This is a genomic window from Klebsiella sp. 141198 (genome assembly GCF_050600785.1).
GTDB lineage: Bacteria > Pseudomonadota > Gammaproteobacteria > Enterobacterales > Enterobacteriaceae > Klebsiella > Klebsiella aerogenes.
This window is the reverse complement of sequence record NZ_JAQIRM010000007.1, coordinates 239,797-263,598: the sequence shown is the minus strand read 5'-3', so window position 1 is coordinate 263,598 and position 23,802 is coordinate 239,797. Positions and strand designations below refer to the sequence as shown.

At 56.7% G+C, this 23,802-nt stretch carries 21 protein-coding genes; 11 read left to right on the top strand and 10 right to left on the bottom strand.

Going from position 1 to position 23,802, the window contains the following annotated elements:
- Positions 1-27 precede the first annotated feature (27 nt).
- On the bottom strand, positions 28-1,224 hold the full coding sequence (locus PGR10_RS22590) for a YjgN family protein (RefSeq protein ID WP_430924134.1): 1,197 nt from the start codon (positions 1,222-1,224) through the stop codon (positions 28-30).
- 183 nt (positions 1,225-1,407) lie between these two features.
- On the opposite strand from PGR10_RS22590, the gene PGR10_RS22585 reads away from it, so the two are divergent.
- A complete protein-coding gene (locus tag PGR10_RS22585; RefSeq protein ID WP_430924133.1) occupies positions 1,408-1,911 on the top strand; it encodes a GNAT family N-acetyltransferase in 504 nt (167 codons plus the stop codon).
- Positions 1,912-1,980: 69 nt separating this feature from the next.
- Here PGR10_RS22585 and miaE read toward each other — a convergent pair whose 3' ends face one another.
- Both miaE and rraB read right to left on the bottom strand, forming a co-directional pair.
- Positions 1,981-2,745 (bottom strand): tRNA isopentenyl-2-thiomethyl-A-37 hydroxylase MiaE, encoded by a 765-nt coding sequence (miaE, locus tag PGR10_RS22580; protein WP_430924132.1) that lies wholly within the window; start codon positions 2,743-2,745, stop codon positions 1,981-1,983.
- A gap of 71 nt (positions 2,746-2,816) precedes the next feature.
- Entirely contained in the window at positions 2,817-3,242 is a 426-nt protein-coding gene (gene rraB / locus PGR10_RS22575) for a ribonuclease E inhibitor RraB (RefSeq protein WP_015368550.1), read from the bottom strand.
- 163 nt (positions 3,243-3,405) lie between these two features.
- On the opposite strand from rraB, the gene argF reads away from it, so the two are divergent.
- Positions 3,406-4,410 (top strand): ornithine carbamoyltransferase, encoded by a 1,005-nt coding sequence (gene argF, locus PGR10_RS22570; RefSeq protein WP_316425322.1) that lies wholly within the window; start codon positions 3,406-3,408, stop codon positions 4,408-4,410.
- A gap of 54 nt (positions 4,411-4,464) precedes the next feature.
- Here the strand turns inward: argF and PGR10_RS22565 are convergent, their stop codons facing one another.
- Positions 4,465-4,917 carry a YhcH/YjgK/YiaL family protein gene (locus PGR10_RS22565; protein ID WP_430924131.1) on the bottom strand — a complete coding sequence of 151 codons (453 nt, stop codon included), beginning with the start codon at positions 4,915-4,917 and terminating at the stop codon, positions 4,465-4,467.
- Positions 4,918-5,081: 164 nt separating this feature from the next.
- Between PGR10_RS22565 and PGR10_RS22560 the strand changes: the two genes are divergently transcribed.
- The 4 genes from PGR10_RS22560 (at position 5,082) to ridA (ending at position 7,123) form a co-directional block, all read left to right on the top strand.
- Positions 5,082-5,216, top strand: a complete 135-nt coding sequence (locus PGR10_RS22560; protein ID WP_072201274.1) for a pyrBI operon leader peptide — start codon at positions 5,082-5,084, stop codon at positions 5,214-5,216.
- 36 nt (positions 5,217-5,252) lie between these two features.
- Positions 5,253-6,188, top strand: a complete 936-nt coding sequence (pyrB, locus tag PGR10_RS22555; protein WP_087858340.1) for an aspartate carbamoyltransferase — start codon at positions 5,253-5,255, stop codon at positions 6,186-6,188.
- Between the two features lie 13 nt (positions 6,189-6,201).
- On the top strand, positions 6,202-6,663 hold the full coding sequence (gene pyrI, locus PGR10_RS22550; RefSeq protein WP_015368555.1) for an aspartate carbamoyltransferase regulatory subunit: 462 nt from the start codon (positions 6,202-6,204) through the stop codon (positions 6,661-6,663).
- A 73-nt stretch (positions 6,664-6,736) separates the two neighbouring features.
- Positions 6,737-7,123 (top strand): 2-iminobutanoate/2-iminopropanoate deaminase, encoded by a 387-nt coding sequence (gene ridA, locus PGR10_RS22545; protein ID WP_020079786.1) that lies wholly within the window; start codon positions 6,737-6,739, stop codon positions 7,121-7,123.
- Between the two features lie 57 nt (positions 7,124-7,180).
- On the opposite strand, the gene PGR10_RS22540 is transcribed toward ridA, so the two are convergent.
- The 3 genes from PGR10_RS22540 to mgtL all read right to left on the bottom strand — a co-directional run bounded on the left by PGR10_RS22540 (position 7,181) and on the right by mgtL (position 12,640).
- Positions 7,181-9,574, bottom strand: a complete 2,394-nt coding sequence (locus PGR10_RS22540) for a beta-N-acetylhexosaminidase (protein WP_430924130.1) — start codon at positions 9,572-9,574, stop codon at positions 7,181-7,183.
- 157 nt (positions 9,575-9,731) lie between these two features.
- The gene (mgtA, locus tag PGR10_RS22535; protein ID WP_430924129.1) at positions 9,732-12,440 is read right to left on the bottom strand and encodes a magnesium-translocating P-type ATPase; all 2,709 of its coding nucleotides are present in this window, start codon (positions 12,438-12,440) and stop codon (positions 9,732-9,734) included.
- A 146-nt stretch (positions 12,441-12,586) separates the two neighbouring features.
- On the bottom strand, positions 12,587-12,640 hold the full coding sequence (mgtL, locus tag PGR10_RS22530; protein WP_219340445.1) for a mgtA regulatory leader peptide MgtL: 54 nt from the start codon (positions 12,638-12,640) through the stop codon (positions 12,587-12,589).
- Between the two features lie 181 nt (positions 12,641-12,821).
- Between mgtL and treR the strand changes: the two genes are divergently transcribed.
- The 3 genes from treR (at position 12,822) to treC (ending at position 17,025) form a co-directional block, all read left to right on the top strand.
- A complete protein-coding gene (gene treR / locus PGR10_RS22525) occupies positions 12,822-13,769 on the top strand; it encodes a trehalose operon repressor TreR (RefSeq protein WP_087858337.1) in 948 nt (315 codons plus the stop codon).
- Between the two features lie 130 nt (positions 13,770-13,899).
- Positions 13,900-15,318 carry a PTS trehalose transporter subunit IIBC gene (treB, locus tag PGR10_RS22520; protein WP_087858336.1) on the top strand — a complete coding sequence of 473 codons (1,419 nt, stop codon included), beginning with the start codon at positions 13,900-13,902 and terminating at the stop codon, positions 15,316-15,318.
- A gap of 51 nt (positions 15,319-15,369) precedes the next feature.
- Entirely contained in the window at positions 15,370-17,025 is a 1,656-nt protein-coding gene (gene treC, locus PGR10_RS22515; protein ID WP_087858335.1) for an alpha,alpha-phosphotrehalase, read from the top strand.
- A 56-nt stretch (positions 17,026-17,081) separates the two neighbouring features.
- Here the strand turns inward: treC and celB are convergent, their stop codons facing one another.
- The 3 genes from celB to PGR10_RS22500 form a co-directional block, all read right to left on the bottom strand.
- Positions 17,082-18,434, bottom strand: a complete 1,353-nt coding sequence (gene celB, locus PGR10_RS22510; protein ID WP_015704207.1) for a PTS cellobiose transporter subunit IIC — start codon at positions 18,432-18,434, stop codon at positions 17,082-17,084.
- 25 nt (positions 18,435-18,459) lie between these two features.
- Entirely contained in the window at positions 18,460-19,767 is a 1,308-nt protein-coding gene (locus tag PGR10_RS22505) for a 6-phospho-beta-glucosidase (protein WP_430924127.1), read from the bottom strand.
- Positions 19,768-19,857: 90 nt separating this feature from the next.
- On the bottom strand, positions 19,858-20,166 hold the full coding sequence (locus PGR10_RS22500; RefSeq protein WP_020079792.1) for a PTS sugar transporter subunit IIB: 309 nt from the start codon (positions 20,164-20,166) through the stop codon (positions 19,858-19,860).
- Positions 20,167-20,427: 261 nt separating this feature from the next.
- Between PGR10_RS22500 and PGR10_RS22495 the strand changes: the two genes are divergently transcribed.
- Positions 20,428-21,171: a MurR/RpiR family transcriptional regulator gene (locus PGR10_RS22495; RefSeq protein WP_316425314.1), complete on the top strand. Its 744-nt coding sequence runs from the start codon at positions 20,428-20,430 to the stop codon at positions 21,169-21,171.
- Positions 21,172-21,527: 356 nt separating this feature from the next.
- Positions 21,528-23,666 (top strand): anaerobic ribonucleoside-triphosphate reductase, encoded by a 2,139-nt coding sequence (gene nrdD / locus PGR10_RS22490; RefSeq protein WP_087858331.1) that lies wholly within the window; start codon positions 21,528-21,530, stop codon positions 23,664-23,666.
- Positions 23,667-23,802 lie beyond the last annotated feature (136 nt).

Here is a 23,802-nt window from a genome sequence, read left to right as displayed (position 1 = left end):
GCCGGAGCTTGCTCCGGCTTTTTTACATTATAAGAACGGCAGGTTAGGTAAAAAACCGCTGCACAATTTACCAGCTACTGACGGCTGACAGGCCTCATCTTGCTGCAGGGCGAGCGTTTCAAAGTCACCAATCACCTCAGTGTTGGCGGCAATATAGCGCATCAAATTAATCTTTAACCAGGGATACGCCAGACCCAATGTCAGCGGAGAAAGAAACGTCAGAGCCAATAAACGCGGAGCAAGGCCAAAAAACGTCAGGGTAGAACGAAAACGAATGCTGTCGCCAAGCACCAAATTATTCCACGCGTGATTACGTAAGGCCACCCGGATAAATGCCATGGCTAATACGATACCAATGGTGAGAGATAAATATCCACTCAATACCGCACTAAGATGCCGCAATGCCATAAACAGCGCTGTATTTTCATTACACATGCCGAACATACATCCTGTGAAAAATTGCATAAATGCGGAAATGAAAAAACCCAAAAACAGCACCATAAACGGCAACAAAATTACCGTTGCCCATAAAAACGCCACGATGCAACGCTTCGTGCTGATATAAATATTAAATTTAGTTTTACCTAAGTTTCCGCCTTTGCCGATCAGCTCAAGCCAGTGACTGTAAACCACCCCACTGGCGGCGGCCATGACACACAGTGCCAGTAAAAGCAGGGCAACGAAACCCACTAACATGCCATTTATGCTAAAACCTAACCAGAGACGGCTTCCGGGAATGAAGAGGATAACCGCCATTAGCACGACTATCAGCAAAGGTAACCCGAGCATAATCCACCATGCGCGCAGTAGATTACATTTAAACCCAAAACGAATATTAGCGAATGAGGTCATATTCGCGTGATAGCTTAACCCCTTCATTACCATGACCGGCAGCAGGATAAGAAATGCCAGCGTCTCGAGCCCTTCACTACCGGGAGAGAAAATGGCAAGCGCCAGACTAAGTAAAACCAGCACGATAAACATCAGCAGCCAGCTAAGTAAAATCGTGAAACCGCGCCCGTGGTAAGCAAAACGGTTACCGTTAACTTCCATATTTTCACAAAAATAACGGCGACTACGTACCCATGCCCAGGGAATGAATATCCCTAAAGTAATTACAGACAGTATAATATTAACCAAACAAATAAAAAAATAACTCTTTGCCCGTCCGTGAAAAACAAAAAAATGACTACTGCTTTGTTTTTCCCCTGAAAAAATTTCCATACCTCGCCGCCCTTGCATTTTAAAGTATATATATAAATAATAAGCCAGAATAATTGCCATTAAACATACAAAATATATTACCTGGAAATTACCCAGCAATATATTTATGCACATCTTGCGTCGATTAAAGAATAATGGTATTAAAACAATGTATGGTTATTTAAGCTAAAATTGAGTGATTCTATGAATCTTGCTGCGCCACAGACCTTTACTTTACGCCGCATTACGGCGGCAGATAATGCCGCCATCGCCCGAGTTATCCGCCAGGTCTCAGCGGAATACGGCCTGACCGCCGATAAAGGCTATACGGTCGCTGATCCCAACCTGGATGAACTGTACGAACTTTATAGCCAACCGGGCTCCGCCTATTGGGTTGTGGAGCAAAATGGCGAAGTGGTCGGCGGAGGCGGCGTGGCGGCGCTCTCATGTAGCGAGTCCGATATCTGTGAGCTGCAGAAAATGTACTTTATGACCTCGGCGCGCGGCAAAGGTCTGGCGAAAAAGCTGGCGCTGATGGCGATGGATTACGCCCGCGAACAGGGTTTTAAACGCTGCTATCTGGAGACCACCGCTTTTTTGAAAGAAGCGATTGCCCTTTATGAGCATCTCGGCTTTGAGCATATCGACGAGCCGCTGGGCTGCACCGGCCACGTCGATTGTGAAGTGCGGATGTTGAAAACGCTGTAACGCCTCGCTACCGTGGGCCTCCCCGGTAGCGCTGCGCTTACCGGGGCTACAGAGTCCGGAAACCGCGGGCTACGGCGCCGTCGGTACGCCGCTGTGGAAGCGGAACTCGGACTCCGGGCGGAGGATCAATGCCGCTTCCGCCTCGCCAAGCTGGCGTACGCGCTCGCTGATATCTTCCCCCGCTATCTGCTGCGCCAGGTCCAGGTAATCCTGATAATGACGGGCCTCGGAGCGCAGCAACGACAGATAAAACTTCTGGAGATCATCATCCAGCCACGGCGCCAGCGCGGCAAACCGCTCACAGGAGCGCGCTTCGATATAAGCGCCGCAAATCAGCTTATCGATCAGCATCACCGGCTCGTGCGATCGCACCTCCCGGCGCATACCGCGGGCATAGTTGCTGGCGGTGATTTTGACGTAAGGGATATCTCGCGCCAGCATGATCTCGCGCACCTGCCAGAAGTGGTGCAGCTCCTCTTTGATAAGCAGAATCATGCTGTCGAGCAACTGTCTGCCCCACGGGTCGTTGGTTCGCGGCATAGCGCTTTTGTTGATCCGCTTATGCAGAGCGACAAAATCCGGCTCCGGCCCACGGCGATAGGTAAAGTCTTCGTACGGTTTCAGGCATTCCAGTAGCTCGTCGGCGCCGTCTTTATCGGCGACGTAGCGGCGCACCAGCAGCATGGCGTTTTGCGCCGCTTTCAGCTCGCATACCATGTGGTCGGTCAGCAGCAGCGGCAGGTTTTCCGGTTTACGGGCTTCGTCAATCCACGCCTGCGGCGTTGGGCAGTGCAGGAATGATAAAATCGGGGAGAGTATTTGCGGGTAATCCATTGAAGCTCCAGGCTATACCCTAATCAGGACGGGTATATACGGCGGCAGACGCCGCCGTATCCGTTGACGACTTAGTGGCGTACGCCGTTGTCGTCTTCGTCAATTAAATCTTCGTCATCTTCGCCGTCATCGTCTTCGCCGTTCGGGTCTTCGTAATAGGTACCCCAACCGTCGTACTCGACGTTGAATTTTTCCGCCAGGTTCATCAGCTGTTCAACCTGGGCGTCGATCAGATCGGCGTTGAGCGCGCTTTCGCTCAGAATATCGCAGCAGATCACCACTTCGCCTTCTTCGACTTCCAGCTCTTCCGGCTCGGTGACTTCATAACCCATCTTGAAAGCCTCTACCGCCACTTTTTCCAACGTTTCGAAATCGTCGGCAGAGAGATGATGCTCAATGGTATACAGCGCGTCCGGATCGCTGCCATCTTCCAGCAGCTCTTCGATAATCAGACGCGTTTCCTCACGCTGCTCTTCCAGTAGTTCCGGGTTTGCCATGGCTCGTTCCTCATAATGTGCGGCAGATACTCCTATTGTCACATACCGCCGTGATTGCCTCCACCTTCTGTGTAAAAGATTTCTTACTCGGGGTTGCAAATGAATATTCATACATATAAAGTGAATTTTAATTCAATAGTGGCGTTTGCCAGGTGAGGGAATTATGTCCGCGTTATATCAGAAGCATTTCTTGAGATTACTGGATTTCACTGCTGCAGAAATTACCGGCCTTGTCGCTCTGGCCGCGCAATTAAAAGCCGATAAGAAAAACGGCATCGAGGCCCAGAAACTAAAGGGCAAAAACATCGCGCTCATCTTCGAAAAAGACTCAACCCGTACACGATGCTCTTTCGAAGTTGCCGCTTACGACCAGGGCGCCCGCGTGACCTATCTCGGATCCAGCGGTAGCCAGATCGGCCACAAAGAATCCATGAAAGATACCGCCCGCGTGCTGGGTCGCATGTATGACGGTATTCAATATCGCGGCTACGGCCAGGAGCTGGTAGAAACCCTGGCGGAGTATGCCGGCGTGCCGGTGTGGAACGGCCTGACCGATGAATTCCACCCGACGCAACTCCTGGCCGACCTGCTGACCATGCAAGAGCACCTGCCGGGTAAGGCATTTAATGAAATGACGCTGGTCTACGCCGGCGACGCGCGTAACAACATGGGTAACTCCATGCTGGAAGCCGCCGCGCTGACCGGGCTGGATCTGCGCCTGGTGGCGCCGAAAGCCTGCTGGCCGGAAGAGGGTTTAGTGGCGGAATGCACTGCGCTGGCGAAAAAGCACGGCGGCAATATTACCCTGACGGAAGATATCGCCGCGGGCGTAAAAGGCGCTGATTTCATTTATACCGACGTGTGGGTGTCGATGGGCGAGGCGAAAGAGAAATGGGCGGAGCGTATCGCCCTGCTGCGCGGTTACCAGGTGAATAAAACCATGCTGCAATTGACCGGCAACCCGCAGGTGAAATTCCTGCATTGTCTGCCCGCGTTCCACGATGACCAGACCATTCTCGGCAAACAGATGGCGGCGGAGTATGGACTGCACGGCGGCATGGAGGTGACCGATGAAGTCTTTGAATCCCCAGCGAGCATCGTCTTCGATCAGGCGGAAAACCGCATGCACACCATCAAGGCAGTGATGGTGGCGACGCTTGGAAAATAGCCATTAACCACGGTAGATCCCCGGATAGCGCCAGGCGTATCCGGGCTACCCGTTTTAAGCCATCAATACCTTCACCACCGCTTTGCGCACCTTCGCCGGCGCCCCGACGGCACAGAGCGGTTTATGCACTTCGCCTGGATAAAACACCACAAAATCCCCCTCGTTAAGGATAACGGTTTTCTCCTGCGCGCCTTCGCCGAGGAAGGCGATGTCTTTGTCCGCCAGCCAGTCAGTCTGCGGCTCGCCTGCCGGTAAGGTGCTGAAAGTCATCCCTTCCTGACCGCGAAGTACAATCTGGATATCCAGATAGCGGGCGTGAAACTCGGCGCGACGTTCGGCCTGCGGTTCGGTGCTGTCTTCAGAAATCAGATAGAACAGATTATTGCCGTCGATGTCGTGCTTGCCGAGCGGCGTCGACGCGCTAACGTGGGCTTTAACATGCTCAATCGCCTGACGCAGCGCGTCCGGCAGCCAGGATTGCAGATGATGAATATTGCCGATAATCATAAGAGCCCTCAAATATAAAACAGCTTTTCATTTTGGTTTTATACGCCGCTTACCACTGCCAGACCACATTTTTATCGCGGTTTTTTGCGCTGGCGCAGCCTTCGCAGGCAAACGTTTCCCTGATTGTGGATTAATCGCTTGATTGCTCATCAAAGCTGCGTATAATGCCAGCCGTTTTGCCGGGAGGAAATATGGTCAATTGCGTACGACATTGCTGTGTCTTACCGCGTCTGAAAGCAGGCGCTGGCCTGGCGTTTTTCTTTCCGTTGCTCAATGAATTCTCGAAGCCCCTTATTTAAGGGGCTTTTTTTTTGCTCAGGCGTCAGGAGATAAGCATGGCTAACCCGCTATATCAAAAACATATCATTTCCATAAACGATCTCAGCCGCGAAGACCTCGAACTGGTGCTGGCGACGGCCGCAAAGCTGAAAGCCAATCCGCAACCCGAGCTGCTGAAGCATAAGGTTATCGCCAGCTGTTTCTTTGAAGCCTCCACCCGTACTCGCCTCTCTTTTGAAACCTCCATGCACCGCCTCGGCGCCAGCGTGGTCGGCTTCTCCGACAGCAGCAACACCTCGCTCGGTAAGAAAGGCGAAACCCTGGCCGACACCATTTCGGTGATCAGCACCTACGTCGACGCTATCGTGATGCGCCATCCGCAAGAAGGCGCCGCGCGTCTGGCAACCGAGTTCTCCGGCGGCATACCGATTCTCAACGCCGGCGACGGCGCCAATCAGCATCCAACGCAAACCCTGCTCGACCTGTTCACCATTCAGGAAACTCAGGGCCGCCTTGAGAACCTCAATGTCGCGATGGTCGGCGATCTGAAATATGGCCGTACCGTACACTCGCTGACCCAGGCGCTGGCGAAATTCAACGGCAACCGCTTTTACTTCATCGCCCCGGACGCGCTGGCGATGCCGCAGTACATTCTCGATATGCTGGATGAAAAAGGCATCGCCTGGAGCCTGCATAGCGCCATCGACGAAGTAATGGCTGAGGTCGATATTCTATATATGACTCGCGTGCAGAAAGAGCGCCTGGATCCATCGGAATACGCCAACGTGAAGGCGCAGTTCGTGCTGCGGGCCGCGGATCTCGAAGGCGCGCGCGCCAATATGAAAGTGCTGCACCCGCTGCCGCGCGTTGATGAAATCACCACCGATGTCGATAAAACGCCGCACGCCTGGTACTTCCAGCAGGCAGGCAACGGCATCTTCGCCCGCCAGGCGTTACTGGCACTGGTATTGAATAGCGAGCTGGCACAATAAGGGGGAATGAGAGATGACACACGACAATAAACTGCAAGTAGAAGCCATTAAACGCGGCACCGTGATCGACCATATCCCGGCCCAGGTTGGCTTCAAACTGTTGACCTTGTTCAAGCTGACCGAAACCGACCAGCGCATCACCATCGGCCTGAACCTGCCGTCCGGCGAGATGGGCCGTAAAGATTTGATTAAAATTGAGAACACCTTCCTGACCGATGAGCAGGTCAATCAGCTGGCGCTGTATGCGCCGGACGCAACGGTTAACCGTATTGATGATTACGAAGTAGTGGGCAAATCCCGCCCGAGCCTGCCTGAGCGCATCAACAGCGTGCTGGTCTGTCCGAACAGCAACTGCATCAGTCACGCTGAGCCGGTTTCGTCGAGTTTCGCAGTGAAAAAACGCGCCGATGACATTGCACTCAAATGCAAATACTGTGAAAAAGAGTTTTCCCATTATGTGGTGCTGGCCAACTAATTGCGGTTGGTATTAATACCGGCCCTCCCTATAATGGCTACGACCTAATTACTGCAGTTCATCTGGAGATATTATGAGCAAAACTATTGCGACGGAAAAGGCACCAGCAGCTATTGGCCCTTATGTACAAGGCGTTGATCTGGGTAGCATGATCATCACTTCCGGCCAGATCCCAGTAGACCCGAAAACCGGCAGCGTGCCGGAAGATGTCGCCGCGCAGGCGCGTCAGTCCCTGGACAACGTAAAAGCTATCGTTGAAGCCGCTGGCCTGAAAGTGGGCGATATCGTGAAAACCACCGTTTTCGTGAAAGATCTGAACGATTTCGCCACCGTGAATGCCGCGTATGAAGCGTTCTTCACCGAGCATAACGCCACTTTCCCGGCGCGTTCCTGCGTAGAAGTCGCGCGTCTGCCGAAAGACGTGAAGATTGAGATTGAAGCTATCGCGATCCGTCGCTAAGCGCTTCTCTGCCCTCACCCCAGGCGCTTGCGTCATCCACGGGGTGAGGGAAATGCCCTATTTTATCTTCGTTGCCCGCAGCAGTTTCTCCAGCGGATAGACCGCCGCAATCACCAGCTCATCCTGGGTTTTCGCCGCCGTATCCAGCTGCGCCTGGATTGAGGCGTACTCTTTATCGTCCAGCGTTCCCTGCCGCGCCACCAGATCGGTCAAGCGCAGCCCGAGGCTCGCCAGCTTATCAACCTGCTGCACCACCGGTTTAATCGCCGCCAGCTGATAGTTATTGTCAGTCAGCGCCAGCGCATCGCCGCTGTTGTTCTGCCAGCGGGTAAAGACGTGGCGCAGCGCATCGGCGCTCTCTGTATCTTCAGCATCGCTAATCAGCCGCTCCGCCCACTGGTTCAGGCTGCGTACGGTATCGCTCTCCGCCGGCAGCGCATCGGCCAGTCGGTTCAGCGGTTCAAATTGATGGTAATTGTTCGCCTGGAACTTGAGATGCTGACGGGTGTAGTAATGCGCCGGCTCCAACGCCTCGGCGAGGATCTGCAACGCCAGCGTATGGCTGCTGTTCGCCAGCCGGGTGAACTGCTCCAGCTGCTGAGCGTGCTGCTGCAGGCCGACGGAGACCGTTGACCAGCTGTCCATCGCCTGCAGGCGCTGATACATATTGTCGCTGTCTTTGACGTCTTCGGCCGACCACAACCGCTCCGCCACCGCAAAAGCGCGCGGCCACAGCTTGATATCGATGACCGGCGCGGCGACATTTTCCGCCCACAGCGCCGCCTCGCCGCCGAGCAGATTCTTCTGTTGCTGCGCGTCGGGCAGCGTCGGCTGAATGCCCTGCGGCACGGCATCCAGCCGCTTGCCGTCAATGGGATAACGGGTGTTGCCAAGCAGGAAGTAGCCTGCGAGCTTGTCGTCGTTAATGGTTAGCACCGGGCGGGTCTCGCCCATCCAGGTATCAACGCGGAACGTGACCTGATTGTCGCCGAGCCATTCAATCTCCTGCACGGCACGCCGTGATTTCCCTTTAAAATCAATGAATCCACGCCAGCCGCTATCGCCTTTTACCAGCGTAAAGCTGCCCTCAACCGCGCTGCCCTTCAGGCGCGGCATCGAAAACTGCCAGCTCTGAGCGCTGTCGTTATCGGTAATCGTATCCACGCCGTTGAGCCCCTGCGGGATAATTTCATTACGATAGTGATAAGCGGTGTACTGCGGCTGGTCGAGATAGAAACCGGTGGAGAGAATGCCGCGATAGCCGTGTTTAGCGACGTCGCCTAATGCGTCCTGCCCCTGCCACGACTGGATCAAAATGCTCTTCGGTAAATCAGGGTGGTAGATTTCATCCCAGCCGACCATCTGCCGGTGATGTTTTTCGAGTAACGTCTCCAGGCGCCGGTTAAAGTACGCCTGTAGCGCGTGGCTGTCCGCCAGCCCCTTCTCTTTGAGGAATTTCTGAATGGCCGGATTGGCGCGCCACTGGCTGTCATCAACTTCATCACCGCCGATATGCAGATACGGATCGGGGAAGATAGCCGCCAGTTCGCTGACCATCGCCTCGGCAAACGCGTAGGTGGCCTCTTTTGTTGGGTCGAGTACCGGTTTCAGCACGCCCCAGTGGCGCTCCATCGCGTAAGGCCCCGGCGCGCTCATCAGCTCCGGATAAGCCACGGCGATCGCCGAGGCGTGGCCCGGCATATCGATTTCCGGCACCACGCGAATACCGCGATCGGCGGCATAGCGCACAATGTCTTTCATCTGCGCCTGGGTATAAAACAGGCCGTCGCTGGCCTGCTGCTGCAGCTTCGGATAGCGGCTGGAGGCGAAACGCCAGCCCTGATCGTCGGTCAGATGCCAGTGCAGTACATTAAGCTTCGCCGCCGCCATACCATCAATCTGCCGTTTGATCGCCGACAGCGGCATAAAATGGCGGGCGGAATCCAGCAGCAGTCCACGCCACGGGAAGCGCGGCGCATCGTTAATGGCGACATAAGGAATGGTGGTGCCGTCAGGGCCGTTTTGTACCAGCTGTAGCAGCGTTTCCATGCCGCGCAGCGCGCCAAAACGCGTATTGGCTTTCAGGGTCGCGCCGTCTGCGTTAACGGTTAGCTGATAGCTTTCGTCGCTATCCGGCTGCGGCAGGAAAGGCACTTTTTTACTGACGATCACGTTAATGGTTGGACTTTTCGCCGGCGCCGTCTGCGGCTGAAGCGTCCAGCCGGTTTGCCGCGCAAGACGTTCGCGCCAGCGGTTTGCCGCCTCGCCCAGATCGTCGCCGCTGACGTTGATCGTCAGCTGGTTATTCAACGCCAGCGCCCCCTGCGCCTGCGGGCGCTCCACATGGGCGGGCCACGGCATCAGCGGCAGATCGCCCGCCGGGGCGGCAAGCGCCATGCTGCTCAGTAATATTCCGCCGGTCAGCAGACTGTAACGCACGGTGTTAATCATCAATGTTCCTTTTTATGACGGGCCAAAAAAGCAAAACATTGGGTTAACATGCGCACAAAATTGCGTCAATACATGGCGATGACGGGCTTCACAACTTGATGAGATTTAAGAGAAATACCGGTAAGCCCCTCTGTCGAACGGCAAAGGGGCGAAACCACTACTGCCAGCCGTAACGGCGGCTGTAGAAACCTTTAACGGTCTGGGTCAATACCATGTAACCCGCCAGAATCGCCACCAGCCACGGGAAATAGCTGAGCGGCAGCGCCTGCAGCTGCAGGTAGCCCGCCAGCGGCGAGAACGGCAGCGCGATCCCCACCGCCATCACCAGCAGCGTCATCGCGAACAGCGGCCACGCGGCGCGGCTCTGGACGAACGGAATGCGGCGGGTACGAATCATATGCACAATCAGCGTCTGCGACAGCAGCCCTTCAATGAACCAGCCGGACTGGAACAGGGTCTGCATCTCGACGCTGTTGGCGTGGAACACCCACCACATCAGGCCAAAGGTGAGGATATCGAAAATCGAGCTGATCGGCCCGAAAAAGACCATAAAACGCCCGAGATCGGCCGGGTTCCAGCGCTGCGGTTTACGAATCTGCTCATCATCGACGTTATCAAACGGAATCGCCACCTGAGAGACATCGTACAGCAGGTTCTGAATCAACAGGTGCAGCGGCAGCATCGGCAGGAACGGCAGGAAGGCGCTGGCCACCAGCACGCTGAAGACATTGCCGAAGTTGGAGCTGGCGGTCATTTTGATGTACTTGAGCATGTTGGCGAAAGTGCGGCGGCCTTCGATAACCCCCTCTTCCAGTACCATCAGGCTTTTTTCCAGCAGAATGATATCCGCCGCCTCGCGGGCGATATCCACCGCGCCGTCAACGGAAATGCCAATATCCGCCGCGCGTAGCGCCGGGGCGTCGTTAATACCGTCGCCCATAAAGCCCACCACGTGACCTTCGCGTTTCAGCAGCGTCACGATGCGCTCTTTATGCAGCGGCGCCAGGCGCGCGAACAGCGTGGTGCGTTTCGCCAGCGCCGCCAGTTCGTCGTCGCTCATGACTTCAATCTGGCTGCCAATCACCACTTCGCCGGCATCCAGCCCCACTTCATGACACACTTTCGCCGCCACCAGTTCGCTGTCGCCGGTGAGGATTTTCACCGTAATGCCGCTGGCCTTCAGCGCTTTCAGCGCCGGGGCGGTAGTCTCTTTCGGCGGATCGAGGAAGGCGATGTAGCCTTCGAGGATCAGGTCGGACTCATCCGCACGCTGATAGTCGCCTTCCCGCGCAGGCAGGTATTTAGTCGCCACCGCCACCACCCGCAGCCCCTGACGGTTCAGGGTATCGGTCACCCGGCGAATACGGCGCAGCATGGTGTCGTCCAACGGTACGATTTCACCGTTGTAGCGCACCTGAGTCGAGACGTTGAGGATCTCCTGCAGCGCCCCTTTACAGATCAGCTGATGCGCGTCGTCCTGCTCTTTCACCACCACCGACATGCGGCGACGTTCAAAATCAAACGGGATCTCATCCACCTTCTGCCAGCGCTCCGCGAGACCGCGAGCGGCATCCAGCTCTACGCCTTCCAGCACCGCGGTATCGAGCAGGTTTTTAAGCCCCGTCTGGTAATGGCTATTGAGCCAGGCGGTGTGCAGGACTCTCTCGCTGGATTTACCGGAAACATCGGTATGGTTCTCCAGCACGATTTTATCCTGGGTCAGGGTGCCGGTTTTATCGGTGCAGAGGATATCCATCGCGCCAAAGTTTTGAATGGCGTCGAGGTGTTTGACGATAACCTTTTGTTTTGACAGCTTCACCGCCCCGCGCGCCAGCGTCGAGGTGACGATCATCGGCAACATCTCCGGCGTCAGGCCGACCGCCACCGACAGCGCGAACAGCGCCGCTTCCCACCAGTCGCCTTTGGTGTAGCCGTTGATCAGCAGCACCACCGGCGCCATCACCAGCATAAAGCGGATCAGCAGCATGCTGACCCGGCTGATGCCTTTCTGAAAGGCGTTCGGCTCGCTTTCCTGCTCGCTGACGCGCCCGGCAAGCTGGCCGAACCAGGTGTTTCCACCGGTGGCGTAGACGATAGCCTGCGCCGAGCCGCTCACCACGTTGGTCCCCATAAAGCACAGGGTGTCGCATTCCAGTGGATTGGTTTGTAGCGGATCGCGGGTGCGCGCGACTTTCTCAACCGGCAGCGATTCGCCGGTCAGCGAGGCCTGAGCGACAAACAGGTCGCGCGCCACAATGATGCGCAGGTCCGCCGGGATCATATCTCCCGCCGATAGCCTGACGATATCGCCCGGCACCAGTTGGTCGATGGGCAGTTCGAGCCAGCGGCTCTCGCCCTGCTCGTTGATAACCCGCAGCACCGTGGCGGTATTGCTGACCATCGCCTTCAGCGCATCCGCCGCTTTGGTCGAGCGCGCTTCCTGGATGAAGTTAAGCAGCGTCGAGATGCCGACCATCAGCGCGATAACGCCCGCGGCGAATAGATCTTCAGTTGAATAGGAGACGATGCCGAGCACCGTCAACAGCAGGTTGAACGGGTTGCGATAGCAGGTCCACAGATGAACCCACCACGGCGACGGCTTCTGCGCCGGGATTTGGTTATCGCCGTGCAGGGCGATTTTCGCCGCCACTTCGGCGTCGTTCAGCCCTTCAGGGTGGCTATCGAACGCGCGCCAGATCTCCTGCTCATCCATGGCCGCGACGTCCAGACAGCGCTTGCCGAGTGAATCCGGGATCGGCGCGCTGGCCAGGTTACGTGCATCGGGCAGCGGATCGCGCTGGATCAAACGATGTGGTAAATGACGGCTAAGCTGCGCGAACAGCTGCCGGGTAAAATTTTTCAGCATAAACAGTCCCTCCGCGCTCGCGCGAGCGAACGCAGCGTTGCCAACAGGCGTGGCAAAGCCTTACCTGTCAGGCATTATTTTTATAGGGCAGGGACATCGAGGACGTCACTGCTTTACGCTTTCCGGTAAAGCAGTGCTAAACAGGCTTACCGGAAAGAAAGGTTGCTCCATCGAGGATGAGGAGTGGGATCGGGGTCCATAAAATTCTCCGGTAAGTAACTCAAGACGGCGCGGAGTATACCGCGACCAGGAAACTATTTGTGGCTATTATGGCTATCATACCGTCCGGCAACTAAACCGGACATCAACCAGTCTTTGCTCATTGAGGATTCGTTGAGTAGCATTAGACTCACTCAAATCGGACGACGGCGAGAACCTCGTATGCAAAACCGGCTAACAATCAAAGATATCGCGCGTTTAAGCGGCGTCGGAAAATCGACGGTGTCGCGCGTGCTGAATAACGAAAGCGGCGTCAGCGAGCGCACCCGCGAACGGGTGGAAGCGGTGATGCAGCAGCACGGTTTCTCCCCTTCCCGCTCCGCCCGCGCCATGCGCGGTCAGAGCGATAAGGTGGTGGCGATTATCGTCACCCGTCTGGATTCGCTGTCGGAAAATTTAGCGGTGCAGACCATGCTGCCCGCCTTTTATCAGCAGGGCTACGATCCTATCATGATGGAGAGCCAGTTTTCTCCGGCGCTGGTGGAAGAACATCTGGGCATGCTCGCCCGGCGCAATATCGACGGCGTGGTGCTGTTCGGCTTTACCGGTATTAGTGAGGAGATGCTCGCGCCGTGGCGCGAAACGCTGGTGCTGCTGGCGCGCGACGCTCCCGGTTTCGCTTCGGTGTGTTATGACGATCATGGCGCGATCAAGTTACTGATGCAGCGTCTCTATGAACGCGGACACCGGCATATAAGCTTCCTCGGCGTACCGCACAGCGACGTCACCACCGGGGAACGCCGTCATCAGGCGTATCTCGATTTCTGCGCGCAAAAGAAGCTCACGCCAACCGCTGCGCTGCCGGGACTGGCGATGAAGCAGGGGTATGAAAGCGTCGCCAGCGTGCTGACTCCCGAGACCCGCGCGCTGGTCTGCGCCACCGATACTCTCGCTCTCGGCGCCAGTAAATATCTGCAGGAACAACGTATTGAAACTTTACAGCTCGCCAGCGTCGGCAGCACGCCGCTGATGAAGTTTCTGCATCCGGAGATCCTCACCGTCGATCCCGGCTACGCCGAAGCCGGGCGCCAGGCGGCGCAGCAGCTGATCGACCAGATCGCCGGCCACGCCGAACCCCGCCAAATAGTCATTCCCGCTGCCCTGAATTAATCTCGTTCGGGCGATTTATGTGATCTTCGCCGAGTTTCGGGAACGTTCCCATTTTGCATTCCCAACGGAACGGTTAGGATGCATGCAAGTTAAAAACGGCATCTCTCCCCTCTGTTTTTGAGGCTTCATCATGAGCAAAGTAAACCAGCAGGACATCGATAAACTGATCGAACTGGTGGGCGGGCGCGGCAACATTGCCACCGTCAGCCACTGTATTACCCGTTTGCGCTTTGTGCTAAACGATCCGGCTATCGCCAAACCGAAAGACATTGAGCAGTTGCGCATGGTGAAGGGATGCTTCACTAACGCCGGGCAGTTCCAGGTGGTCATCGGCACCGAAGTCGGCGATTACTATAAGGCGCTGCTGGCCACCACCGGCCAGGCGTCCGCCGACAAAGAGCAGGCCAAACAGGCCGCGCGGCAAAACATGAAGTGGCACGAACGGTTGATCTCGCACTTTGCCGAGATCTTTTTCCCGCTCCTGCCGGCGCTTATCAGCGGCGGTCTGATCCTCGGTTTCCGTAACGTCATCGGCGATCTACCCATGAGCAACGGCCAGACGCTGGCGCAAATGCACCCGTCGTTGAAAACGATTTATGACTTCTTGTGGCTGATTGGCGAGGCTATCTTCTTCTATCTGCCGGTGGGGATCTGCTGGTCGGCGGTGAAGAAAATGGGCGGCACGCCGATCCTCGGGATCGTGCTTGGCGTCACGCTGGTCTCTCCGCAGTTGATGAACGCCTACCTGCTCGGCCAGCAGGTGCCGGAAGTGTGGAACTTCGGCCTGTTTACCATTGCGAAAGTCGGCTATCAGGCGCAGGTGATCCCGGCTCTGCTGGCGGGGCTGGTGCTGGGCTTTATCGAAACGCGCCTCAAGCGCATCGTGCCTGACTACCTCTATCTGGTGGTGGTGCCGGTGTGCTCGCTGATTCTGGCGGTGTTCCTTGCCCATGCGGTTATCGGCCCGTTTGGCCGTCTAATCGGCGACGGCGTGGCCTTCGCGGTGCGCCATTTGTTAACCGGCAGCTTCGCGCCGATCGGCGCCGCGCTGTTCGGCTTCCTGTATGCGCCGCTGGTAATAACCGGCGTACATCAGACCACTCTTGCTATCGATATGCAGATGGTACAGAGCATCGGCGGTACGCCGGTATGGCCACTGATTGCGCTATCTAATATTGCTCAGGCATCGGCGGTGGTCGGCATTATTATTGCCAGCCGTAAACAAAATGAACGCGAAATTTCGGTACCCGCGGCGATCTCCGCCTATCTCGGGGTCACCGAACCGGCGATGTACGGTATCAATCTGAAGTACCGCTTCCCGATGCTGTGCGCGATGGTCGGATCCGGCCTTGCTGGCCTGCTGTGCGGCCTGAACGGCGTGCTGGCTAATGGCATCGGTGTCGGCGGCCTGCCTGGCATCCTGTCGATTCAGCCAAGCTACTGGCAGGTCTATGCCATGGCGATGGCCATCGCGGTGATAGTGCCGATTATCCTCACCACCGTAGTTTATCAACGCAAGTACCGTCAGGGCACCTTGCAGATTATCTAACGTCTTCTTTCGGGGCGCCGCTTGCGCCTCCTTTATTCGCAGGAACGTAATATGAATATTCTTCCCCGCTGGTGGCAAAACGGCGTTATTTATCAAATCTATCCGAAGAGTTTTCAGGACACCACCGGCAGCGGTACCGGCGATTTACGCGGCGTCACCGCCCGTCTCGACTACCTACAAAAGCTCGGGGTCGACGCTATCTGGCTGACGCCATTCTATGTTTCGCCACAGGTGGACAACGGGTATGACGTGGCGAACTATACCGCTATCGATCCCTCTTACGGCACGCTGGAGGATTTCGACCAACTGGTCGCCGGAGCGAAGGCGCGCGGTATCCGTATCGTTCTGGATATGGTACTGAACCATACTTCGACAGAGCATGAATGGTTCCGCCAGTCGTTAAATAAGGCGAGCCCGTACCGCCAGTTCTATATCTGGCGCGACGGCGAGCCGGGAACGCCGCCGAATAACTGGCGCTCAAAATTCGGCGGTAACGCCTGGCAATGGCATGCGGAAAGCGAACAGTACTATCTACACCTCTACGCCACCGAACAGGCGGATCTCAACTGGGAAAATCCGGCGGTACGCGCCGAGCTGAAAAAAGTCTGCGAATTCTGGGCCGATCGCGGCGTTGATGGCCTCCGTCTGGACGTCATTAACGTAATATCAAAAGACCAGAACTTCCCGTCTGATACCATTGGCGATGGACGGCGCTTTTACACCGATGGACCGCGGGCGCATGAGTTCTTGCAGGAAATGAGCCGCGATGTTTTCACTCCGCGTAACCTGATGACCGTCGGCGAAATGTCTTCCACTTCGCTTGAACACTGCCAGCAGTACGCCGCGCTGGACGGACGCGAACTGTCGATGACGTTTAATTTTCATCACTTAAAAGTCGATTATCCCGGCGGCGAAAAATGGACCCTCGCCCGTCCGGACTACGTCGCGCTGAAAGCGCTATTCCGCCACTGGCAGCAAGGGATGCATAACCGAGCATGGAATGCACTGTTCTGGTGTAACCACGATCAGCCGCGCATCGTGTCGCGCTTCGGCGACGAGGGCGAGTACCGGGTGCCGGCGGCGAAGATGCTGGCGATGGTACTGCACGGCATGCAGGGCACGCCCTATATCTATCAGGGCGAAGAGATTGGCATGACCAACCCGCATTTCAGCAATATCAGCGATTATCGCGATGTGGAAAGCCATAACATGTTTATCGAACGCGCGGCGCAGGGGCAAAGCCCCGATGAACTGCTGGCGATTCTGGCCAGCAAATCGCGCGACAATAGCCGCACGCCGATGCCGTGGCACGACGGCGATAACGGCGGTTTCAGCGATGGAAAACCCTGGATCGCGTTGGGTGATAACTATCGCGAGATTAACGTCGAGGCGGCGCTGGCGGATCCGGAATCGGTGTTTTACACCTATCAGCAGCTGATCGCGCTGCGAAAAACCACGCCGGTGCTGACCTGGGGGGATTATCAGGATCTGCTGCCGGACCATCCGTCGCTGTGGTGTTATCGCCGCCAGTGGCAGGGGCAGACCCTGGTGGTGGCCGCCAACCTGAGCCGTGAGTTCCAGCCGTGGCAGCCGCCGGAGATGTCCGGCGACTGGCGGGCGTTGATTGGTAACTATGCGGAAACGTCCAACCGCCCGGCGGCAATGACGCTGCGGCCGTTCGAAGCGGTATGGTGGTTGCAGGCGTAAAGCTTTTCCCCGGTGGCGCTACGCTCACCGGGGCTACCGGTTCGTGGGGCTGGAGTTTACGCGCGGTCAGCGTCAGGAAGGATAACGCTCTCCTGCGGCTGCGCTGAGGCGTGCTCCTCTTTGGCCTTCAGCCGATCCCAGGCGCGGAAGAACGGATAGTAGACCACCAGCGAAATAGTTAAATTCACGACCTGCAGTATGGTGCCGGAAATATGGCCGCCGGTCGCCAGATAGCCGCTGATGAAGATCGGCGTAGTGAACGGCAGCGCGATTCCGGCCGGCGGCGCAACCAGCCCGGTCGCCATTGCGGTATAGGACACGATCACCAGCAGCACCGGCGTTAAAATAAACGGCAGGAAGAAGTACGGGTTCATCACCAGCGGGATGCCGAACACCATCGGCTCGCTGATGTTAAACAACGCTCCCGGCGCGGCAATTTTCCCCAGCTGTTTCATCTGCTGACTACGGCTGCGCAGCAACATAAATATCACCAGCCCCAGCAGCGCGCCGGTGCCGCCGGGCGCAATCCACAGATCGTAAAATTGCTGGGTAATGATATGCGGGATCGGCTGGCCGTTCTGAAACGCCGTCAGGTTCTCTGACATATTCGACAGCCACACCGGCTGGATAAATACCAGCACAATCGCGTCGCCGTGCAGGCCCAGCGTCCACAAAATACCGATCACTATCACCGAAATAATCATCCCCGGCAGCGTACCGCCGACGTGGTGCATCGGAATACCGATCAGGGTGGCAATCATGCTGTTGATGTCGCCGAACGGCGAGGCCTCAACCGCCAGGCGCAGCGCCAGCACCACCGCCAGAACACAGAAGCCGGGGATCAGAGCGAGGAAAGATTTCGCCACTGCCGGCGGCACGCCGTCCGGCATGCGGATAACGAGGTTACGGCTGGCGACCAAACGATAAATCTCCGTCGACAGCAGCGAAATGACAATAGCGACAAACAACCCCTGGCTGCCGACCATGCTCACCGGGATCACCCCTTTAATCACCTCCGCCGCGCCGTGTACCGGGGTAAAGAGGGTGTTCTGCGGGATAGTCATCACAAAGGCCACCAGCGACATCGCCCCGGCGCTCAGCGGGTCGATGGTGCGGTACTTCTCCGCCAGCCGATAGGCAATGCCGAAGCTGGAAATCAGCGCCATAATGTCGTAGGTCGCTTTCACCGGGTACAGCATTTTATCGCGCCAGACCTCGCCAAACAGGCCGCTCATCATGTCGGCATAGCCGGGGATCGGCAGGTAGGCGAAAATCAGGAAAAACGAGCCAATCAGCATAAACGGCATATTCAGAATGATGCCATCGCGTACCGACAGGACGTGCTTTTGCCCGGCGATTTTCAGCGCCGCCGGCATGACGTAACGTTCAATCCAGCTTGTATTCGACATGGTGTGCTCCCGAGGGAAATAGCGGTCAGTTAAATTGCGTCAGCCATTGACGGTTTATCGTTAACACTTCATCCAGCAGCGCCTGGGCATCGGTGACATTACCGACCAGCGGGTTAGCCACTAGCGCCAGCAGCGCGCTCTCGCGGCAGCCGTGTACCGCGGCTTCGATCGTCAGCCGTTCAAAGGCCTTTACCTGCTGCGTCAGGCCGTTCATCGCCGGCGGCAACGGGCCGAACGCCAGCGGCCGCGCCCCTTGCGCATCGATAATACTGTTGGTTTCCACCACCGCATCATCATCCAGGCCGTGAATCGCGCCGTTGTTGCGGGTGTTTACCACCATCTCCGCGCCCAGGTTGTTGTGAATCGCGTTAATAAGCTCAACGGCCACTTCCGAGTAGTAAGCGCCGCCGCGAAAGCTCAGCTGCTCTGGTTTTTCTTCCAGCTGCGGGTCGGCGTACAGCGCAAACAGCTCCTGCTCGACTTTCATCACCTGCTCGGCGCGGGTGCCTTTGGTTTTCGCTGCGGCGATCTCTTCCGCCAGCATCGCCGGCGTCAGCCAGAAATAGCGATGATAAGGGCACGGAATCGCCTTTAGCGCGCGGAGGAATTCCGCCGGCCACGGCAGTTCTTTAATGTTGTTCATCGACAGCGCCTTACCGTCGCAGAGCATATCGATCACTTTACCGGTGACATCCTCGCGCCCCTGTAGCACCTTATGCACCCAAACCATATGGTTGAGCCCGGCAAAGCGCAGTTTTACTTCGGACTCCTGCGCGCCCAACATGCCGACGATCATGTGCTGCATGTTGATCGGCACGTTGCACAGGCCGATGATCTTCGCCTTGCTGTAGCGGCTGACCGCCTCGGTGACGATCCCCGCCGGGTTGGTAAAGTTAAGAATGAACGCTTCCGGCGCCAGCTGTTCCACTTTGCGCGCAACTTCGAGGATCACCGGGATCGTCCGCAGCGCCTTGGCGAACCCGCCGACGCCGGTGGTCTCCTGGCCCAACAGATGATATTTGAGCCCCAGCCGTTCATCGGCGGCGCGCGCCGCCAGTTGACCGACGCGTAGCTGCGTCAGCACAAAGCTGGCGCCGCGGATCGCCTCATCGAGCGTAAAGTGGACGCTGACCACCACCTGATCCAGCCCTTTATGTTTCAACATCCGCCGGGCCAACGCGGCAATGATCTCAACTTTTTCCCTGCCGGATTCGACATCCACCAGCGCCAGCTCGGTGACCGGAAGCTGCTCATAACGAACGATAATCCCTTCAATAAGCTCCGGCGTGTAGCTGCTGCCGCCGCCGATAACGGCGATTTTCAGTGCTTGCATAGTGACCTCTATTCGCATTTTTCGGCATGCAGATCGCCGCGCGCGATCGCCAGGACCGCGCGTGAGGGTGATAAAAACGGGATTAGAAAATTAGCGTTCGAGCAGGGCCAGCGCTTTATCCAGCACCGCGGCGCCGCGCATCATGCCGTAGTCGGCCATATCGATCACCGCCACCGCTTTACCCTGCGGGGCCGCCAGCGCGGTCAGGCGGCCGGCTTCGTATTTGACCTGCGGCCCGAGGAGGATGACATCGGCGTTCGGCAGTTCGCGTTCAAATTCCGCCACCGCCACCGCGTAGATTTCCAGCGCCAGCGCGCGCTGCTGGGCTTCCGCTTTCATTTTGTTCACCAGCATGCTGGTCGACATGCCTGCGGCACAACAGAGTACGATTCGTGGCATTGCGCTTCCCCTTTGCGTGTTTATCGCTTCAGCCCTCACGGCCTATGCGACTATATTGTTAATATTGTGTGATAGTGAAGGCTATATGAAAATAATTTTCACCGATGTGATCGAGGCTCAATTTTTGCGCACTATTTCTTCGTGCCATTGCGAAATATCGACGCCAGACATAGGAAATCGCCTGCGCAGATGCTATAAAAACGGCTATTCATTAAGTGAAAAATATTTTCAATTCCGGGTACTGCCAAAGGGAACATCAGGATGGATATCGTAGGTCAGCTACAGGAAGGATTGATCCGCTTTAGCGCTCAGGAGTCGCGCGTCGCCGCCTTTATTCTGGAAAATCTTAGCTTTACCGCCAGCGCCTCCATTGATGAGCTGGCCGCCAGCGCGGGGGTCAGCCCGGCCACCATCACCCGCTTCGCCCGTTCAGTGGGCTGTGATGATATTCGCGATTTACGTAAACAGCTGGCGCAGGCCAGCGAACGACGCACCAGCTGGCTCACGCCGGATAGCGCCGCCCTGCCCGTCGCCTGGCGCGACAAACTTAGCAGCCTCGGCGATACGCTAACCCGCCAGCTCGGCCACACCGCCGAAGCGGCGGTGGAGAAGTGCAAATCGCGCCTGCTGAGCGCCCGCGCGGTGCATTGCTTCGCCCTCGGCGCCCAGGATGTGGCGCTGGCGGCGCTGCTGCAGCACCAGCTGCTGCCATCCGGCATCGCGATTAATCTCTGCCAGGATGCGGCGCTGATGCGAATGACCGCCAGTACCCTTAATGACGATCACCTGCTGCTGGTGCTGGCCACCGCCGAAGCCAATACCGTATTGCAGAGCGCGACGCTGCAGGCGCGTACGCAAGGGGTGACGATTATCGCTCTGACCCCGGAACAGCATGCGCTGGCCGATATGGCAAGCGCCGTGCTTCCGCTGCCAGCCAACCCGCTGCATGCCCGCTACGCCCTGCTGCTGCTGGTCGATCTGCTTAACGATACATTGATTGCCTGAATATTCTGCCCGTTCCTTTAGCGTTCGGGCCCAATTTTTGCTTATATTTTAAGCGCCTAAATTTACATTTACGCCAGCGCCCATCATCCGTACTCTCACCTTTTTACCTTGTTCTGGGTCAATAAAATCGCAAACATCTTTGATGCAAATCACTACATATAGAACTTAAAATGCGCCCCGGCCCTACATATTGTATTAATCGTCTATTATGTCACCATATCTTGTCGTTGTTGGGCGGTGATGAGATGTGGATAAAAAGGGCCGGATCCGAAGGCAAACGCCGCTACTCGTAGCGTGGCGCGCTTTTGGGAGACCTTCCGCCTCTGTGGATAACCTGTTCTATATATGGAGTGATCATGACACCGCATGTGATGAAACGTGATGGCTGTAAAGTGCCGTTCAAGTCAGAGCGCATTAAAGAAGCAATTCTGCGTGCAGCTAAAGCAGCGGGAGTCGATGACGCAGACTATTGCGCCACCGTCGCAGAAGTCGTTAGCCAGCAAATGCAGGGCCGCGCGCAGGTCGATATCAACGATATCCAGACCGCCGTGGAAAACCAGTTGATGTCCGGCCCGTGGAAACAGCTGGCGCGCGCCTATATCGAATATCGCCACGATCGCGATATCGAGCGTGAAAAGCGCGGCCGTCTGAACCAGGAAATTCGTGGTCTGGTCGAGCAAACCAACTCATCGCTGCTCAACGAGAACGCCAACAAAGACAGTAAAGTGATCCCGACCCAGCGCGATCTGCTGGCCGGTATCGTAGCCAAACACTATGCCCGTCAGCATCTGCTGCCGCGCGATGTCGTACAGGCGCACGAGCGCGGCGAGATCCACTACCACGATCTCGACTATTCGCCGTTCTTCCCGATGTTCAACTGCATGCTGATCGACCTGAAAGGCATGCTGACGCACGGCTTTAAAATGGGCAATGCCGAAATTGAGCCGCCGAAGTCTATCTCTACCGCCACCGCGGTCACGGCGCAGATTATCGCCCAGGTCGCCAGCCATATTTACGGCGGCACCACCATTAACCGTATCGATGAAGTGCTGGCGCCGTTCGTCACCGAGAGCTTCAAAAAGCATCGTAAAATTGCCGAAGAGTGGCAGATCCCGGATGCCGAAGGCTATGCGCGTACGCGTACCGAGAAAGAGTGCTACGACGCGTTCCAGTCGCTGGAGTATGAGGTCAACACGCTGCATACCGCCAATGGCCAGACGCCATTCGTCACCTTTGGTTTTGGCCTCGGCACCAGCTGGGAGTCGCGCCTGATCCAGCAGTCGATTCTGCGCAACCGCATCGCCGGCCTCGGCAAAAACCGCAAAACGGCGGTATTCCCGAAACTGGTCTTCGCTATTCGCGACGGCCTGAACCATAAATTCGGCGATGCGAACTATGACATCAAACAGCTGGCATTAGAGTGCGCCAGCAAGCGCATGTATCCGGATATTCTCAACTACGATCAGGTAGTGAAAGTCACCGGGTCGTTTAAAACGCCGATGGGCTGCCGTAGTTTCCTCGGCGTGTGGGAAAACGAGAACGGCGAACAGGTACACGATGGGCGCAACAACCTCGGCGTTATCAGCCTGAACCTGCCGCGTATCGCGCTGGAAGCGAAAGGCGACGAAGCCGCCTTCTGGGCGCTGCTGGACGAGCGCCTGCTGCTGGCGCGCAAAGCGCTGATGACCCGTATCGCCCGTCTGGAAGGGGTGAAAGCCCGCGTCGCGCCGATTCTGTATATGGAAGGCGCCTGCGGCGTGCGTTTGAAAGCCGACGACGACGTCGCGGAAATTTTCAAGAACGGCCGCGCGTCCATTTCCCTGGGCTACATCGGGATTCACGAGACCATCAACGCGCTGTACAACAATCAGCATATGTACGATAGCGAAGCGCTGCGTGAAAAAGGCATCGCCATCGTTCAGCGTTTGCGCGACGCCGTTGAACAGTGGAAGGAAGAGACCGGCTACGGCTTCAGCCTGTACAGCACGCCGAGCGAAAACCTGTGCGATCGCTTCTGCCGCCTCGATACCGCCGAATTCGGCGTGGTTCCGGGCGTGACCGAGAAAGGCTACTACACCAATAGCTTCCATCTCGACGTCGAGAAGAAGGTTAACCCGTACGACAAGATCGATTTTGAAGCGCCGTATCCTCCGCTGGCCAACGGCGGCTTCATTTGCTACGGCGAATATCCGAATATCCAGCATAACCTCAAGGCGCTGGAAGACGTGTGGGATTACAGCTATCAGCACGTACCGTATTACGGCACCAATACGCCGATCGATGAATGCTACGAGTGCGGTTTTACCGGCGAGTTCGAGTGCACCAGCAAGGGCTTTACCTGCCCGAAATGCGGCAACCACGACGCCGCCCGCGTATCGGTGACCCGCCGGGTATGCGGTTATCTCGGCAGCCCGGACGCGCGTCCGTTCAATGCCGGCAAGCAGGAAGAAGTGAAGCGCCGCGTGAAGCACCTGGGCAATGGACAGATCGGTTAAAGACCAATGCGCTTTTCCCGGATAGCGGTGCGCAGCGCCTTATCCGGGCTACCACTACTACTGTCGTAGCCCGGCCGAGCGCAGCGACGCCGGGAAATGGCCCCACTCCTCCGTTTTCGCAAAGCAATTAACGTCA

Excerpts from the sequence above, each read along its gene's own strand:
- celB (WP_015704207.1), bottom strand. The coding sequence starts at position 18,434 with ATGTCGAATACAAGCTGGATTGAACGTTACGTCATGCCGGCGGCGCTG.
- treC (WP_087858335.1), top strand. The coding sequence starts at position 15,370 with ATGAATATTCTTCCCCGCTGGTGGCAAAACGGCGTTATTTATCAAATC.
- argF (WP_316425322.1), top strand. The coding sequence starts at position 3,406 with ATGTCCGCGTTATATCAGAAGCATTTCTTGAGATTACTGGATTTCACT.
- pyrB (WP_087858340.1), top strand. The coding sequence starts at position 5,253 with ATGGCTAACCCGCTATATCAAAAACATATCATTTCCATAAACGATCTC.
- PGR10_RS22585 (WP_430924133.1), top strand. The coding sequence starts at position 1,408 with ATGAATCTTGCTGCGCCACAGACCTTTACTTTACGCCGCATTACGGCG.
- PGR10_RS22565 (WP_430924131.1), bottom strand. The coding sequence starts at position 4,917 with ATGATTATCGGCAATATTCATCATCTGCAATCCTGGCTGCCGGACGCG.
- treR (WP_087858337.1), top strand. The coding sequence starts at position 12,822 with ATGCAAAACCGGCTAACAATCAAAGATATCGCGCGTTTAAGCGGCGTC.
- rraB (WP_015368550.1), bottom strand. The coding sequence starts at position 3,242 with ATGGCAAACCCGGAACTACTGGAAGAGCAGCGTGAGGAAACGCGTCTG.
- mgtA (WP_430924129.1), bottom strand. The coding sequence starts at position 12,440 with ATGCTGAAAAATTTTACCCGGCAGCTGTTCGCGCAGCTTAGCCGTCAT.
- PGR10_RS22560 (WP_072201274.1), top strand. The coding sequence starts at position 5,082 with ATGCCAGCCGTTTTGCCGGGAGGAAATATGGTCAATTGCGTACGACAT.
- treB (WP_087858336.1), top strand. The coding sequence starts at position 13,900 with ATGAGCAAAGTAAACCAGCAGGACATCGATAAACTGATCGAACTGGTG.
- PGR10_RS22540 (WP_430924130.1), bottom strand. The coding sequence starts at position 9,574 with ATGATTAACACCGTGCGTTACAGTCTGCTGACCGGCGGAATATTACTG.
- miaE (WP_430924132.1), bottom strand. The coding sequence starts at position 2,745 with ATGGATTACCCGCAAATACTCTCCCCGATTTTATCATTCCTGCACTGC.
- PGR10_RS22590 (WP_430924134.1), bottom strand. The coding sequence starts at position 1,224 with ATGGAAATTTTTTCAGGGGAAAAACAAAGCAGTAGTCATTTTTTTGTT.
- PGR10_RS22500 (WP_020079792.1), bottom strand. The coding sequence starts at position 20,166 with ATGCCACGAATCGTACTCTGTTGTGCCGCAGGCATGTCGACCAGCATG.
- PGR10_RS22495 (WP_316425314.1), top strand. The coding sequence starts at position 20,428 with ATGGATATCGTAGGTCAGCTACAGGAAGGATTGATCCGCTTTAGCGCT.
- PGR10_RS22505 (WP_430924127.1), bottom strand. The coding sequence starts at position 19,767 with ATGCAAGCACTGAAAATCGCCGTTATCGGCGGCGGCAGCAGCTACACG.
- pyrI (WP_015368555.1), top strand. The coding sequence starts at position 6,202 with ATGACACACGACAATAAACTGCAAGTAGAAGCCATTAAACGCGGCACC.
- ridA (WP_020079786.1), top strand. The coding sequence starts at position 6,737 with ATGAGCAAAACTATTGCGACGGAAAAGGCACCAGCAGCTATTGGCCCT.
- nrdD (WP_087858331.1), top strand. The coding sequence starts at position 21,528 with ATGACACCGCATGTGATGAAACGTGATGGCTGTAAAGTGCCGTTCAAG.